The sequence below is a fragment of the Kribbella sp. NPDC048837 genome (genome assembly GCF_055586945.1).
Genome location: NZ_JBVJHF010000001.1, coordinates 750,219 through 765,514, shown reverse-complemented (window position 1 = coordinate 765,514; position 15,296 = coordinate 750,219). Strand labels below are relative to the sequence as shown.

General features: G+C 69.7%; 11 protein-coding genes and 1 pseudogene. 2 read left to right on the top strand and 10 right to left on the bottom strand.

Going from position 1 to position 15,296, the window contains the following annotated elements:
• Positions 1-5 precede the first annotated feature (5 nt).
• Positions 6-2,003, bottom strand: a pseudogene (locus tag ACZ6O0_RS03670) (glycoside hydrolase family 95 protein); the annotation flags it as partial.
• Positions 2,004-2,235: 232 nt separating this feature from the next.
• On the opposite strand from ACZ6O0_RS03670, the gene ACZ6O0_RS03665 reads away from it, so the two are divergent.
• Positions 2,236-3,006, top strand: coding sequence for an SDR family NAD(P)-dependent oxidoreductase (locus ACZ6O0_RS03665; protein ID WP_465763244.1), 771 nt, complete (start codon positions 2,236-2,238; stop codon positions 3,004-3,006).
• Here ACZ6O0_RS03665 and ACZ6O0_RS03660 read toward each other — a convergent pair.
• The 9 genes from ACZ6O0_RS03660 to ACZ6O0_RS03620 all read right to left on the bottom strand — a co-directional run bounded on the left by ACZ6O0_RS03660 (position 2,978) and on the right by ACZ6O0_RS03620 (position 11,795).
• Positions 2,978-4,072 (bottom strand): MSMEG_0565 family glycosyltransferase, encoded by a 1,095-nt coding sequence (locus ACZ6O0_RS03660; protein WP_465763243.1) that lies wholly within the window; start codon positions 4,070-4,072, stop codon positions 2,978-2,980. The genes ACZ6O0_RS03665 and ACZ6O0_RS03660 overlap by 29 nt on opposite strands.
• Positions 4,072-4,890, bottom strand: coding sequence for a carbon-nitrogen hydrolase family protein (locus tag ACZ6O0_RS03655; RefSeq protein WP_465763242.1), 819 nt, complete (start codon positions 4,888-4,890; stop codon positions 4,072-4,074). The genes ACZ6O0_RS03660 and ACZ6O0_RS03655 overlap by 1 nt, the downstream gene beginning before the upstream one ends.
• Complete coding sequence (locus tag ACZ6O0_RS03650) at positions 4,881-5,708, bottom strand: carbon-nitrogen hydrolase family protein (RefSeq protein WP_465763241.1); 828 nt, start codon at positions 5,706-5,708, stop codon at positions 4,881-4,883. Before ACZ6O0_RS03650 ends, ACZ6O0_RS03655 begins: the two co-directional genes overlap by 10 nt.
• The gene (locus ACZ6O0_RS03645; RefSeq protein WP_465763240.1) at positions 5,705-7,090 is read right to left on the bottom strand and encodes an MSMEG_0567/sll0787 family protein; all 1,386 of its coding nucleotides are present in this window, start codon (positions 7,088-7,090) and stop codon (positions 5,705-5,707) included. The genes ACZ6O0_RS03650 and ACZ6O0_RS03645 overlap by 4 nt, the downstream gene beginning before the upstream one ends.
• Positions 7,087-8,157 carry an MSMEG_0568 family radical SAM protein gene (locus ACZ6O0_RS03640; RefSeq protein WP_465763239.1) on the bottom strand — a complete coding sequence of 357 codons (1,071 nt, stop codon included), beginning with the start codon at positions 8,155-8,157 and terminating at the stop codon, positions 7,087-7,089. Before ACZ6O0_RS03640 ends, ACZ6O0_RS03645 begins: the two co-directional genes overlap by 4 nt.
• Positions 8,158-8,168: 11 nt before the next feature.
• Entirely contained in the window at positions 8,169-8,690 is a 522-nt protein-coding gene (locus ACZ6O0_RS03635) for an MSMEG_0572/Sll0783 family nitrogen starvation response protein (protein WP_131286158.1), read from the bottom strand.
• Between the two features lie 16 nt (positions 8,691-8,706).
• Positions 8,707-9,525, bottom strand: coding sequence for an amidohydrolase family protein (locus tag ACZ6O0_RS03630; protein WP_465763238.1), 819 nt, complete (start codon positions 9,523-9,525; stop codon positions 8,707-8,709).
• A 1-nt stretch (position 9,526) separates the two neighbouring features.
• Positions 9,527-10,783, bottom strand: coding sequence for an MSMEG_0569 family flavin-dependent oxidoreductase (locus tag ACZ6O0_RS03625; protein WP_465763237.1), 1,257 nt, complete (start codon positions 10,781-10,783; stop codon positions 9,527-9,529).
• Positions 10,784-10,925: 142 nt separating this feature from the next.
• On the bottom strand, positions 10,926-11,795 hold the full coding sequence (locus tag ACZ6O0_RS03620) for an EamA family transporter (protein ID WP_465763236.1): 870 nt from the start codon (positions 11,793-11,795) through the stop codon (positions 10,926-10,928).
• A gap of 137 nt (positions 11,796-11,932) precedes the next feature.
• On the opposite strand from ACZ6O0_RS03620, the gene lysX reads away from it, so the two are divergent.
• Positions 11,933-15,289: a bifunctional lysylphosphatidylglycerol synthetase/lysine--tRNA ligase LysX gene (gene lysX, locus ACZ6O0_RS03615; protein ID WP_465763235.1), complete on the top strand. Its 3,357-nt coding sequence runs from the start codon at positions 11,933-11,935 to the stop codon at positions 15,287-15,289.
• Positions 15,290-15,296 lie beyond the last annotated feature (7 nt).

Here is a 15,296-nt window from a genome sequence, read left to right as displayed (position 1 = left end):
TCGGCGACGGCCGCCGTGCCACCGGCGTTGCCGTCGAAGGAGTAGATGTTCTGGGCGGCGCCGGCGATCCCTCCGACGGAGTAGCTCAGCAGGTTCGACTCGCTGGCGTCGGTGACGAGGTTGGTCAGGTGCGCGAGTGCCTTGTCGCCTTGCAGCAGGCGGGCATGGAAGACGGCGAAGTTGGCCTCGACCCATTCGGTCTGCTCCCAGCCGGCCGCGCTCTGACGCCGTTCGATCGTGACCTCGGCGGCGCGGGCCAAATCAGGAGTTCTGTGAGGGGAAATCTGCCGCTCGGGGAAGAGCGCACAGAGGTGGGAGGTGTGGCGGTGGGCCGGATCCGCTTCTTCGAAGTCGTCGAGCCACTCCTGCAGTTGCCCGTGCCGGCCGATTCGGAACGGCGACAGGCGTACGCGCGCTGCCGCGATCCGCTCCCGCAGCTCCGCGTCGACGTCGAGCACCTCCGCCGCGGCATCGCAGTCCCGCAGGATCGCCTCGGCGAAGACCCGGTCGATGGTGTTGCCCATGGCAACCGAACAGCGGCTGCCGTCGGGCGCGACGTACCAGTTTTCCGGGGACTCGGACGGGCCGGAGACGAGGTGGCCGGTCGCCGGATCCTCGGTGAGGAACGACAGTACGAACTCCGCGGCGCCCCGGAGGACCGGGTAGGCGACGTGCCGGAGGAACTCGTCGTCTCCGCCGTACTCGTAGTGCTCCCAGAGGTCGACGGCGAGCCAGGCGCCGCCGGTCACGTTCAGGCCCCACCCCAGGTCGGTGCCGGGCGCGGTGTAACCCCACGCGTTCGTGACGGTGTGGGCGACCCAGCCGGGAGCGTCGTACATCTGGGTGGCGGTGGTCCGACCGGTCTCCGCCAGCAGTTGGAGGAACGTGAAGAGTGGGGTGTGGCACTCGGCCAGGTTCGTGGACTCGGCGGCCCAGTAGTTCTGCTGGGTGTTGATGTCGAGGTGGAAGTCGTTGCTCCACGGGCCGCTGCTGGCCAGGCCGTCGTTCCAGAGTCCCTGCAGGGCCAGCGGGAGGGGAGAGTCGGCCCGGGAGCCGGCGACGGTGAGGTAGCGCCCGTACTGGAAGTACAAGGCGAGCAGTCCGTCGTCACGTGCACCCTGTGCCATCCGGTCGCGCCGGCGATCGGTCGGAACGTCGGCGACGCCGGTGTCCAGGTCGAGTGACACGCGCCGCATCAGCGCGGCGTGATCGTCGACGTGGGCGGAGCGGATGGCGTCGTACCCGGCCTCGACCGCCGCCGCCGTCAGTGCCTCGACCTGCCGGACCGGGTCCGCGCCCGCCCAATCGGTGCCGACGGCCACGATCAGTACGGCGGAGTCGGCGCCGGTGACCTCGAAGGTGTCAGCTGTGGACCGGGTGGTGCCGCCCTCGGTCTCGACGTGGACTCGCACCTCGACCGTCGTGCCCGCGGTGCCGTCGCTGTGCAGCGACTCGAGAGCTTGGCCGCTGAACGCGAGGCCGGTGCCCGTGACGGTCGTGTCGCCGGGGAAGACCGCGCCGTCGATGCCCAGGGAGAAACTCACCGCGCCGGGCCGGTCAGCGGCGAGCCGTACGGCGATGACGCCGTGCGGATGGGATGCGAGGGCCTCCCGGGTGAACCGGATTCCACCTTGCTCGTAGGTGACCGAGACAAGACCTTCGTCGAGGTCGAGCGACCGCCGATAGCCAGTCGCCGGCAAGCCGTCGACGAAGGTAAGGCGGACGTGCGGGAGGGGCAGGTTCGTGCCGAACGACGCCCGCGTGCCCAGCAGGTGCTCACCCGCGAGTCGCTGCGCCTGGGCGTACTCGCCGGCGAAGACGGCCTTGCGGACGGTCGGCAGCTCCTCCCGGGCGGTCGGGCTCAGGTCGATCGCCGACGGTTCTCCGGACCAGGCTGTGGACTCGGACAGGTCGATCCGTTCCGCGGGCACACCGCCGTACACCATGCCGCCCAGGCGGCCGTTGCCGACGGGCAGCGCCTCGAACCAGCGCTCGCCTGGCCGGTCGTACCAGAGCCTGCCGGCCGGGTGACTGAGGAGCGTGGCCCGGTTGCGGGTGAAGCGATCAGCATGGGTCTCCTACTTGCCTTCCGCCAGCACCGTCCGGCTCTGCTCCATTCTTGTACACCGGGCACTCGCCACCGGTCAGTGGGTTTGACCTCGAGAACGTCGACGCAGGTCTCACCAGCGACAATGGTCCGATGAGCATGAAGTTCGTTGTGGCGGTGTCACGCTGATGGGGATTCTCGACAAGTTCTCGCTGGCCGGACGGACGGCCCTGGTCACCGGTGGTTATCGGGGACTCGGTCTCGCCTTCGCGACCGGGTTGGCCGAGGCCGGGGCGGATGTGGTGATCGGTGCGCGCGATGCCGCGTCGTCGAAGCGGGCTGCCGAACAGCTGGCCGCGGCGACCGGCCGGACGGTGGTCGGTGTCGGTCTCGACGTGAACGACCGGGAGTCCGGACAGGCCGCGATCGCGGCGGCCGTCGAGGCGACCGGCCGGTTCGACATCCTGGTCAACAACGCCGGCGCCTGCGTCCACCGGCCGGCGCTCGACGTACCCGACGACGAGTGGGACGAGGTGTTCTCGACCAACGTCGACGGGCTGTGGAAGCTCAGCCAGTCGGCAGCCCGGCACTTCGCGACGGTCGGTGGCGGCACGATCGTCAACATCGGATCGATCTCCGCCCAGATCGTGAACCGTCCGCAGTGGCAGCCGGCGTACAACGCGTCGAAGGCGGCGGTCCACCAGCTGACCAAGTCGCTGGCCGCGGAATGGGCACCGCTCAACATCCGGGTCAACGCCGTCGCTCCCGGCTATGTGAAGACGGAGATGGCCCCGGTCGACGAGCCGCAGTTCAAGGCCCGCTGGATCGACGACGCCCCGATGCAGAGGTACGCCGTACCCGAGGAGATCGCACCCACCGTCGTCTTCCTCGCCTCGGACGCCTCCAGCTTCATGACCGGCTCCGTCGTCGTCATCGACGGCGGCTACACACTCCACTGAGGCGTGAGTAGAGGTCCAGGTGTGCCTTCGCGGCCGTCTCCCAGGTGTAGCGGGCGGCGATCGCCTGGCCGAGGTCCTTGCGGCTGAGGTCGCCGTAGGCCGCGCGGATCGCGGCGCCGAGCGGTTCGGGGCCGGTCGTGTACGTCGCTGCGTCGCCGAAGATCTCGCGGAACACCGGTAGGTCGGAGACGACGAGGGGAATGCCGGCGGCGAGTGCCTCCATCGGGGCGAGGCCGAAACCCTCTTTGACGGAAGGGAAGGCGAAGACCTCGGCACCGGCGACCAGGCTCGGCAGTTCGGCGTCGTCAACCGGCCCGAGCACGACTGGTGCGATGTCGAGCTCCGCGGCACGGGCCTCCCAGGCGGCGCGGTACGAGCGGTAGTCGAAGAGCGTCTCGCCGCCGGCGATCACCAACGGCACGCCGTCGAGACGCGCGGCAGCTTCGAGCAGGTCGAGTGAGCCCTTCCGGGGTTCGATCCCACCGACCGTCAGGACGTAGTGTCCGAGCCGGGACCGCCACTTGGCCCGCGCCGCCGCGGCGACCGGCTCCTCCGCGGCGGCTGCCGCGAAGCGCGCAGCATCCACGCCGTTCGGGATGACTGTTGCCGTGAGCCCCCAACCGGCCCGAAGCTCGGCGGCGACAGCGGAGGACACGCAGACACGCGCGTACGGCTCGATGATCGCGCGCTCGTGGCAGGCCGCCAGTGCCGGAGTGCTGAACTGGTCGAGGTGATGCACCGTCCGGATGCACCGACCGGCCGCGTTGGCGCTGATGCAGTCCTGCGCGTGCACAACGTCGTACTGCGATCCGTCGAAGGCCTCCCGTAGTACGGCGATCGACCGCAGGATCCGTGCGCCGACCTCCTCGCCCGGACGATCGGGGAACGGTACGAGGCAGACCTGCACCCGCGGGTCGACCGGGCGGAAGAAGCCCTCGTCACCACCACGGGCGAGCGACCACACGGACACCTCGGCGCCGGCCGCCGCAAGAGCCTCGGCCAGGTACAGCGTGTGGACGACGCCACCGCGCGGCTTGGTCGAGTAAGTGAGTAGTGCGATCCGCATCAGTAGACCCCTGGGCGGCGCTCGTCGAGGTGGTGCAGGACCCGGCGGGCGATCTCGATCTCGGCGCGGACGTCGAGCTCGGCGATCGCGATCCCGGCCTTGGACCAGGTCCGCGCGACGATGTCGCCACCCGGGCCGACCACCTTGGACTGGCCGAGGAACCGGAGGCCGCCGATCGAGCCGGTCAGGTTGGACGAGACCAGCACGACCTGGTTCTCGGCCGCGCGGGAGCGGTCGTAGAGGTCGAACAGCCGGGACTGGCGGTCCTCGTTCATCCGCGGCGCCCGGTTGGTGATGCTGGTCGGCCAGGCGCACAGGCAGGCGATGACGTCCGCGTTGTCGACCGCGAGCGCCCGGGCCGCCTCCGGGAAGGTCTTGTCGTAGTCGATCATCATTCCGAGCCGGCCGACCGGCGTGTCGAACGCGGCGAACCCGTTGCCCGCGGCATAGATCGCGCGTTCGGCCGGCGGCTGGTGCACCTTGCGATGCCTGCCGAGGATGCCGTCGCCGGTGACGCACAGCGCGGTGTTGTACCGCTGCCCGCCGTCGGCCTCGCAGAAGCCGAAGCAGACCACCATCTCACCGGCCATCGCGATCACCTTGGAGATCAGCGGATCGTCGAGCGCGAGCGCTGGCGGAAGGTCGTCGAGTGCCGGGTTGCTCAGGTCGTCGAGGTACCCACCCAGCGCCGCGTCGGGCAGTACGAGCAGCTGGACCTCCTCGCGCCGGCCGTGGCGGATCAGGGCCTCCACGCGGGACAGGTCGAAGTCCAGATCCCGGGTGAAGCCGGCCGCGACCGCGCCGATCCTCAGACCCATGCCGGCTCGTACGTCTCCGGCCGCCGGTCCCGCAGATGTCCCATCGACCGCCGGGCCAGCTCGAGCGCGCGTCCGACGTCGAGCTCGGCGATCGCCATCCCTTCGCTCACCCCGGTGTCGGCGAGGACCTCGCCACCGGGGTCGACGACCTTGGCACTCGCGACGAATCGCAGCGAGCCGAACGTGCCGGACTGATTGGCGGACAGCCAGACCACCTGGTTCTCCAGGGCACGGGCCCGGTCGAACAGGTCGAACCGCCGCTTCCATCGATCCTTCGCCAGGTCCGGATCCGGGTTCGTCCGGGCTCCCGGCCAGGCCGACGAGCAGACGATGATCTCGGCACCGTCGAGCGCCAGCGTGCGGGCAGCCTCCGGGAAGGCCTTGTCGTAACAGATCATCAGGCCGAGCCGGCCGACGGGCGTGTCGAAGGCCTCGAACCGATCGCCGGCCGCGAAGTGCTCGTCCTCGTGCAACGGCTGATGGACCTTGCGGTGATTGCCCAGTACGCCGTCGCCGGTGACACAGACCGCGCTGTTGTAGATCAGCCCGCCGTCGGCTTCGGCGTACCCGGCGGTGACGACGAGGTCGCCGGCGAGCCTCGCGAGTCGGGCGATCTCGGGGCCGTCGACGGTGAACGCCGGCGGCGGTTCCGCCGTACCGTCGAGAGTCAGCAGGTAGCCGCCGAGCGTGCCTTCGGGAAGGGCGAGCAGCTTGACGCCGGCCGCGCGGGCCCGCCGGATCAGGGCCGCGACGCGGGCGAAATCGCCTTCCAGGTCGCGGTCGAAGTTCGCGGCGACCGCGGCCATCCTGAGCGTCATGCCGCTCCCATCCCGGTGACGGCACCCGTCAGCGCAGTGGTGACCTCACCGTCCGGCCAGCGCAGCGCGACGCCTTGCCCGCTGGTCAGTTCACCGCACACCACGCTCACGGCAGGCCCAGCGTGCAGCTCCTGCGGACCGGTGGTGAGCATCGCGAAGCCGGGAAAGCAGGTCAGCCAATCGCCCATCGATGCCGCCGCCGGTTTCGGTACGTCGGCAACGTCCAGCACGGCCGCGCACCCGGAGGCTTCCGCCAGCATCCCGAGCGTGCCGACAACTCCTGCCATCGACACGTCCTTCGCCGCCGATGGTTGTGCCCGACCGACCGCTGCCACCATCGTCTGCAGTTCGTCCGGCTGCCGATGAGTGGTCGAGTCCCACTGCCGGCCGGCGTACCCGGGACGCCAGCCGCCACCGAGGTCAGCGGTCAGCCTGAGCTGCTGCCCGGGCCGCCCGCCGCCACCGGCGACTGGATGGTCGGTCCGGCCGAGTGCGGTCACACTCAACGCCGCCGGCACGCCGAGCTGCGTGTGTCCACCCAGCACCGGAACGCCATAAGCGTCCGCCGCCTTCCGCAATCCGCTCAGCACGCGACTCGCAAAGGTGCGATCCCGAGCGCCGAGTGAGTCGAGCAGTCCGACCGGTACGGCGCCCATCGCCGCCAGATCGTTCACGTTCACCAGCACCGAACACCAACCCGCCCACTCCGGATCTCGCTCGACCATCGCCGGGAGGATCGCGTCACAAGCAGCCACCAAGTCTGTCCCAGGAACCGGTGCGCCATCGTCACCGACGAATCCAGCCGGTCCGATCCCTTGCAGCAAAGGGCCCAGCTCGCTCTTGGTTGCCTCGGCCAACCGAGCGATCCGCCCGATCGGCCACCGCATCAACATGTGCGGCACCGCGGCAACAGTGACCGGGCGGATGGTCTCCCAACCGAGTCGCTGGAAGAACCGAAAGGTGGCGGCCTGCACAGTCGCCTCGAAACGCAGCGCACCCGCGGCCTCGGCGCGAGCACAGGCGGCCCGCACCAGAGCGGCGCCCACACCCGACCTTCTGGTGGCGACCAATCGGCCGCCTTGCCACCATCCGACGTCAGGTCCGTCCGTCGCCGGGCCGAGGCGCACCCCGCCGATCACCGTCCCATCAGTCGTGCGGGCGACGAGGACCTCGGTGCGCGGATCCGCATCCCGCTCGTCGAGGTCCGTCCGGTCGAACAAGCCTTGCCGCTCGACGAACGCCGCATGCCGCAGCCGGTGGTAGGCCCGCCGGGCCGCGGCATCCGCCGCCTCGATCAGGAACGCCGTCGGCGGATCCCCGAGCAACGCCCGGACATCGGCCGCCCGCATCACACCGGCCGTCTGGACGACCGTCGTACTCATGAGCCGGCCGCCGACAACAGGCTGCACGCACCGCACGCGGCACACCCGGCGCCCTGGTCCGCACCTCGCATGCCGGCCTTGGCCAGCAAGGCAGCGACCCGGGCGGTCACGTCGCGGACCACGGCCGGATCCGGCGCCGTCACCCCATCGGCTCGCGCCAGCGTGCCGAGCATCGGCCGCAGCGGTACGACGAACGGATACACACCCCGCTCGATCAACCGACCGGCCCCGGCGACGAGCTCGTCCGGATCCTCCCCGAGACCGATCAGCAGGTACGTCGACACCCGGTTGCGACCGAACACCCGGACGGCCTCGTCCCACGCCGCCTCGTACTCGGCCAGACTCACGGTCGACTTCCCCGGCATCCACTTCCGTCGTACGGCGTCGTCGAGCGACTCGACGTGGATGCCGATCGAGGTCGCCCCGGCGTTCCGGAGATCCGTCAGCACGGACAGGTCACCCGGTGGTTCGATCTGGACCTGGATCGGCAGCCCCGGGACGGCCGCCAGGACCGCGGCCACCGAACGGACCAGGTTGCGGGCACCGCGATCCCGGCCGGTCGTCGTACCCGTCGTCATCACCATCTGGGTGACGCCGTCCAGCCGGACAGCGGCCTCGGCGACCTCCGCCAGTTGGGCCGGAGTCTTGGCCGCGATCGTGGCGCCGGCCCGCAACGACTCCTCGATCGAACAGAACCGGCAGCGCGTCGACTCGTCGTACCGGATGCAGGTCTGGACCACGGTCGTGGCGAGGACGTCCTTGCCGTGGAGCAGCGCGATCTGCTGGTACGGGACTCCGTCCGCCGTGGTCAGGTCGTAGAACCGCGGCCGGCGGACCGGCTCGACCGAGAGCCCCAGATCCAGGCCGTTGCGGAAGACCGCTCCGTCCCGTACCTGGTAGGGGCTGTCGGCAACGATCGGGAGGGTCGCGTTGGCACCGTCGACGACCAGGTGCCCGTCGTCGCTCGGCCCGGCGCCCTTGCTGCGGCGGACGGGCGCGTCCACCTGGACGCCGTACACGGCCATCTCGGCCCTGACCGTCAGGCCTTCTTCGGTGCCAACGCTCATCGACGGGCCCTTCAGAACATGTAGGTCGAGTTGATGATGGCGCCCTTGCGGGCGTAGTGGATCAGCGCGTCCTGGACGTCCAGCGGGTGGGTCGGGATGACGCCCTCGATCAGGTCCTCCTCGCGGGCGCCGTGCAGGGACAGGCCGAACCGGCAGCAGTACACCTTGCCGCCCTCGGCGATGAACGTCTTCAGCGACTCGTTGATGTTGTGCTCGCCGGGGAACGCGGAGTTGCCGGTGGTCGGGAAGCCGCGGGTGGCCAGGCAGTTCAGCGAGCCGGGACCGTAGAAGTAGATCGCCGACTCGAAGCCCTTCCGCTGCGCGCGGGTCGCCTGCAGGATCGCGACGAAGCTCACCGAGGACTCGTGCGCGATGCCGTGCACGAGGGTGAAGTAGGTCTCGCCGTCCTCGGCCTGGTAGTCCGGGAACACCTTGGTGCCGCCGTAGATGCTGGAGCCCTGCGGCAGCGAGGGGTGCGGGATCTCCTCGAGGCTCTTGGTCTCGAGCTCGGTCAGTTCGGCGGTTTCGGGCATGTCGTTGCTCCTTGGGTCAGTCGTACAGGTGGGAGAAGGTGCGGTGGAAAACCTGGGTGGCGAGCTCGCCGTCGCCCATCGCGGCCCGCATCCGGGCGAGCTCGCCGGCGTGGTCGCCCCACGGCTGGTCACTGGCGAACAGCACCCGGTCGGACCCGATGCCGCGCCGTTCGATCTCGGCGGCCAGCCAGCCCGGGGCGAAGCCGATCGCCCAGGACAGATCGGTGTAGACGCGTTTCCCGGCCTCGATCCAGTCGAAGAACCGCGCACCGATCAGCTTGATGTGCCCGCTCATCCCGCCACCGAAGTGGACCAGGTGCAGCGCGACGTCATCGGCGTACGTCTCGACCAGGCGGCCGACGTGGTCGATGTCCGAGGCGGCGCCGGGGGAGGTGTGGACGTGTACGACGAGCCCGTTGCGGCGGGCCGTCGCGAAGATCTCGTCGAGCTGTGGCCGGACCTCGTCGTCGGCCGGATGACCGCCGAGCAGGAAGCTCAACTTGAGCGCCCGTACGCCGGGCTCGGTGGCCAGAGTGAGAGCTTTGGCGGTGAGCTCGGCGTCCTGCGGCCGCGGCGAAACCCAGAGACCGGCGCGGATCCGGTCGTCCCGGGCCGCGGCCTCGACGACCAGTTCGTTGAAGCCGAACGAGACAGCGACGTCCGGTACGCCGTAGTTCGGGATCACCAGCGCGCGTTCGGTGCCCTCGGCATCGAGGTCCGCGAGCAGTTCGTCGACCGTCGCGCGGGCGGTGACGTCCGGGTTGACCGGAGGCCCACCGTAGAAGGGATACGCGGGCAGCACGCCGAGGTGGCGATGGGCATCGGAGACCTGCATCTCAGGCCACCGTCCGATGCAGGCCGGCAATCCAGTGCACTCCGGCTCGTTGCTCGGTGATCCGCTCGGCGAGGTACTGCGCGTCGTCCGCAACGCCACCGAACCGGCCCGAACCCCAGGTGTGCTGCCACGGCAGGCCGATGAAGTACAGTCCCGGAACGCTGGTCACACCCCGGCGATGGGACGGGTAGCCGCGGCCGTCGAACACCGGGACCCGGATCCATCCGTCGTCGCGACGGAATCCGGTGCTCCAGATGACGGCCCCGATTCCGTGCAGGGACAGGGATTCCGGCGTACGGACCGGCTCCCAGACAGGTTGGTAGCGGGCCTCTTCGGGCGCCTCGATTCCCTCGGCGGCGATGAACGCGTCGATGGAGTCCTTGATCCCTTCGGAGACCGCGTCGGCGAGGTCGAGGTTCTGCTTCAGGTCGGCGGCGAACCGCAGCGTCCGCTGATCGGCGTCGACCAGCCGGCCGTAGAGCCGCATTCCTTCCAGGGCGAACCTGCGCAGGTCGATGTCGCGGCCGCCGTCGCGTCCGGTGACGTAGTGGTTCACCCGGAACCGGACCGCGTCGGCGTCGTCGAAGTCGTCGATTCCCTTGCGGTAGTAGCCCATCCGCTCCAGCCAGGCGACCACGTCCAGCCCGCGGTAGAACCGCGCGACCCGCGGGGCGCTGCCGGTGACCAGATGCACCGTGCGCCCTGCCAGGTGCAGGTCCTCGGCGATCTGGCAGCCGGACTGACCGGTGCCGACCACAACGATCTCCCCGGCCGGCAGCTGGTCGGGATTCTTGTACTGCGAGGAATGCAACTGAAGCACGGTCAGTCGCTCGGCGATGCGAGGGATGCGGGGGAGCTGGTACGGACCGGTCGCGACCACCACCTGGTCCGCGGTGACCACGCCGTACGTGGTGGTGATCCGGAACCCGGCATCGAGCCGCGTCGCCCGGACGCCCTCGACGATCGGTACGTCGTACGCCCGCCGGTAGTTCTCCAGGTAGGCAACGATCTCGTCGCGGACCATGAAGCCGTCCGGGTCCGGTCCGTCGTACGGGAAGCCCGGCAGGCGGCACTGCCAGTTCGGTGTCACCAGGCAGAACGAGTCCCAGCGCCGTTCGCGCCACTCGCTGCCGAGCCGGTCTGCCTCCAGAACAACGTGTTCCAGGCCCTGCCGGGTCAGCTGCCAACTGGTCGCTAACCCGGCCTGACCACCGCCAACCACCACGACGGGGAAGTGCGCACCGTCGGTGAGTTGCATGCCGGCTCCCGGGGTCTCGGTCCGTCCTGGATGACATCCAGTGAAGGACCGCCCGATTGCCGCACCATTGCCCCCGGAACAAACCTGAGTTTCCAAACCAGGCCCGCGAGTTTCGCGTGTGTAACCACGATCGGGCTCTGGGTCACGGTGTGCGTTGTGGCTCGGCGTGGGTGAGGTCGCCGTGCCTCGACAGGCTGAGGGCGCCGGCGACCGCGAGGACGAACCCCACGGCCGCGACCCAGCCCCAGCCGGGTCTGGGCCGGTCGCCCAGCATGAGCAGGCCGACCAGCGCCGGGGCGACCGTCTCGCCGATCACCAGCGGTGCCGTCGCCTGTGTCACGCTGCCGCGTTGCAGGGCGGTCGAGTAGGTGAGGAGCGCGACCGCGCCGGCCAGGATGAGCGCATAGATCGAGGGATCGGTCAGCAGCACGCCCAGATCGCTGAACAAAGTGTCGAGATGGACCGAGCCGGGCAGCACCCGGGCGGCCACCGCGACCGCGCCGTACGCAAGACCGGCCAGTGCGCCGAGGGCGGCGGCACCTCGCGCGCCTTCGATCCGGCCGAGTGGCACTGCCAGCACTCCGAGTGCGACGGCTGCCACCAGCACGCCCCAGCGTTCCGCGTCGCTGACCGAGACCGTCCGGTCCTCGGCCGCGGACAGGCCGACCATGACCAATCCGGCGATGACGAGCAGCAGCGCGATCCAGTCGGACCGGCGCAAGGGCATGTGCAGAAAGATCGCGCCGAGAACCGCGGTGACCGCCAGGAAACTCGCGACGATGGACTGCACGACGAACAGTGGCAGTGACCTCAACGCGGCAATCGACAGCAGGAATGCAAAGCCGTCGAGGCCGATTCCCAGCAGGTACGGCCAGGAGCCGAACAATCGAATGAGCAACTGTGGATCGAGGCCCTCCGCGGATTGCGTCCGGCGGGCCGCGACAGCCTGCAGGATCGAGCCGACGCCGTAGCAGACGGCTGCCCCGAAAGCTCCCAGCAGACCGGCGATCATAGGCCGAGGTTACGCGCGTACCGCGGTCACCGACCGTGTCCGTACGTACAGTAGGCGGTCGTTCGGGCCGTGTACCTCACCAACGGTCTCCTGTACTGTCGTGAGCTGGGGAGAGTTGGTTTACAGGGTGGGTCCGGATGAACACAACGGTGGATACTGCTGCGTTTCCGGTGGAATCGAGCGCCCGGATTCGCTCGGCCGGGGTTTCCAAACCGCTCGACGATCGCTGGCCGGATCATTTCGCGGCGGCGATGTTCGCATTCGCCGCGCTGGTGACTGTGGTCGCGGTGGTGCCGCCGTGGCGGGACTATTTCGCGCGCGAGCAGGACATCGTTTCCATGCTCACGATTCCCATTGTTCCGAGCCTGGTGTACGCCGCACTCTTGGTGGCGATGGGGGTCGCACTGAGACGCCGGTTGCGCGCCGCGTGGTGGCTGCTGGTGCTGTGGTGGCTGGTCCTGCCGGAGCTCGCCAGGATCGCGACCCTGATCGACGGTGGGTCGTGGGTCCAGATCGTCGGCCTCCTGCTGATCGCCGGAGTCCTCGTCATCGCCTGGCGTGCCCGGCCCCAGTTCGCGGCCAGGCGGGTGCCGGGCAGCCTGTGGCAAGCGATCGTCTCGTTCCTGGTCGGCGGCGCCGCGGTCCTGCTCGGCGGCGCCTGGCTGGTGCGCAGGTTCGGCGACGCCGGCGACTACGCGACCGCGGCGCAGTACGTCCTGGACGAGATGCTCACCGACCTGGGCGAGCTGGCCCCCGACGAGGCGGTGACCGCGCCGCTGTGGGTGCGCGGCCTGATCGGAATCGCGGGCGCAGCCGTCGTACTGGTGTCGGCGCAACTGTTGTTCCGGGCGCCGAAGCAGACCCGCACCCTGGACGTCGCCGACGAGGCCAGGATCCGGACACTGCTGCGGGACTTCGGCGACTCGGACTCGCTCGGCTACTTCGCGACCCGCCGGGACAAGGCGATCGTCTGGGACTCCGGCGATCCGGCCAGTGCCCGGTCGGGTGTGTCGTACCGCGCGATCGGATCGGTCAGCCTCGCCAGCGGGAACCCGGTCGGCGATCCGGTGCACTGGCCGGTGGCCATCGAGCGGTGGCGCGAGCACGCCCGGTCGAACGGTCTGTCGCTGGCGGTGATGGGCGCGGGGGAGGAGGGCGCGGCCGCATTCGCCGAGGCCGGACTGACGGCGTACGAGATCGGCGACGAGGCCGTCGTCGACCTGCGCACGTTCTCGCTGAACGGACCGGGCATGAAGGCGGTCAGGCACTCGGTGTCCCGCCTGCAGCGTCGCGGCTACACCACGAACGTCATGCGCCACGCGAGCCTGAGTGCCGAGGAGTTCGCGGCCCTCAGCGTGGCGGCCGGATCGTGGCGCGGTGACGGAGGCGACGAGCGGGGGTTCTCGATGGCGCTCGGCCGGCTGGAGGACCCACTCGACGGCGACTGCGTCCTGGTGCGTGCGCAGGACGCCGAGGGCACGCTGCGCGGATTCCTCAGCTTCGTTCCGTGGGGGCGGACCGGGCTCTCGCTCGACCTGATGCGCCGCGACCCGTCCGCCGACAACGGCCTGGTGGAGCTGATGGTCTCGGCGCTCGCCGAACAGGCCGCCGTCTTCGGCATCGGCCGGGTGTCGCTCAACTTCGCGATGTTCCGGGAGGCCTTCGAGCGCGGAGCCGAGATCGGCGCCGGGCCGGTTGCGCGGCTATGGCGTCAGGCGCTGCTGGTGGCGAGCCGGAACTGGCAACTGGAGTCGCTGTATCGCTCCAACGCGAAGTATCTCCCGGTCTGGCAGCCCCGCTTCATGTGCTTCGAGTACACCTCGGATCTTCCCCGGGTAGGGACGGCCGCGGGCAGTGCGGAGGGTTTCCTCACTCGTCCCAGCCTCACGATGCTCCGGCGCAAGAACCCAGGGAGCGATCTCGACACGGCCGGCGCCGACCACGCGGCGGCGGTGACTGCGCTGATCCCCGCGCCGCCGGATCCGCTGGCCGAGGCGCTGTCGGTCGAGGGGCTGCCCGAGCAGATCCGGGTACGCCGGGCCAAGCTCGACCGGATCCGGGCCCAGGGCATCGATCCCTACCCGGTCACGTACCCGCGCACGCACACGACGACGCAGGTCAAGGCCGAAGCCGGAACCCTTCCTCCCGGAACGTCGACGGATCGCCGCGTAGCGGTGGCCGGGCGGATCATCCTCAAACGCGACCACGGCCGGCTGAGCTTCGCGAAGCTGCGCGACGGCAGCGGCGACCTGCAGATCATGGTCGACCTGGCCGCCGTCGGCGAGGAGCAGTACGACTTCTGGCGTCATGACATCGACCTGGGTGACCAGGTGGGTGTCACCGGCGAGGTGATCACCACCCGGCGGGGAGAGCTTTCGGTCCGAGCCGAGTCGCTGCAGCTGACCAGCAAGGCGATCCGCCCGTTGCCGGACAAGGTCAAGGGACTGGTCGACCCGGAGGCGCGGATCCGGGCGCGGTACGTCGACCTGATCGTGCGGCCGGCCGCCCGCGACACGGCGTACACGCGGGCCACCGTCGTACGGAGTGTGCGCGACTCCCTGCAGGCACGGGGATTCGTCGAGGTCGAGACGCCTGTCCTGCAACTGGTCCACGGTGGTGCGAACGCGCGTCCGTTCGAGACCCACATCAACGCCTACGACCTCGATCTGTACCTGCGGATCGCGACCGAGCTCCACCTCAAGCGGCTGCTGGTCGGCGGTATGGAGAAGGTGTTCGAGCTCGGCCGGCAGTTCCGGAACGAAGGCGTGGACTTCAAGCACAATCCGGAGTTCACGTCGCTCGAGGTCTACGAGACGTACGGCGACTACGACACGATGCGGCTGCTGACCCAGGACATCATCCAGGAGGCCGCGACCGCGGTGTACGGCTCGCCGGTCGCACGCCGTACGGACGCCGACGGGAAGACGGTCGAGTACGACCTGTCCGGGAGCTGGCCGGTCAAGAGCATCTGCGGTGCGGTGTCGGAGGCACTCGGCGAGGAAGTCACCGCGGACACACCGACCGAGACGCTGCGCAGGCATGCGGTGAAGATCGGGCTGGAGCCCGACGCCGACGCCTCGTGGGGAGTCCTGCTCGAGGAGATCTACGAAGAACTGTGCGAGCGCACCACGACGACGCCGGTCTTCTACACCGATTTCCCGAAGGAGAACGCGCCACTGACCCGGCCGCACCGGAGGGATCCACGGCTCGCGGAGAAGTGGGACCTGGTGATCTTCGCGGCCGAGCAGGGTACGGCGTACTCCGAGCTGATCGACCCCGTGGACCAACGCGCGCGGCTGGTCGCCCAGTCGCAGCTGGCGGCCGCGGGTGATCCGGAGGCCATGCAGGTCGACGAGGACTTCCTCGAGGCCCTGGAGTACGGCATGCCGCCGACCGGTGGGATGGGGATGGGTATCGACCGGCTGGTCATGAACCTGACCGGCCTCTCGATCCGCGACACCATCCTGTTCCCACTGGTGCGGCCCAACTCCTAGGGAGTGA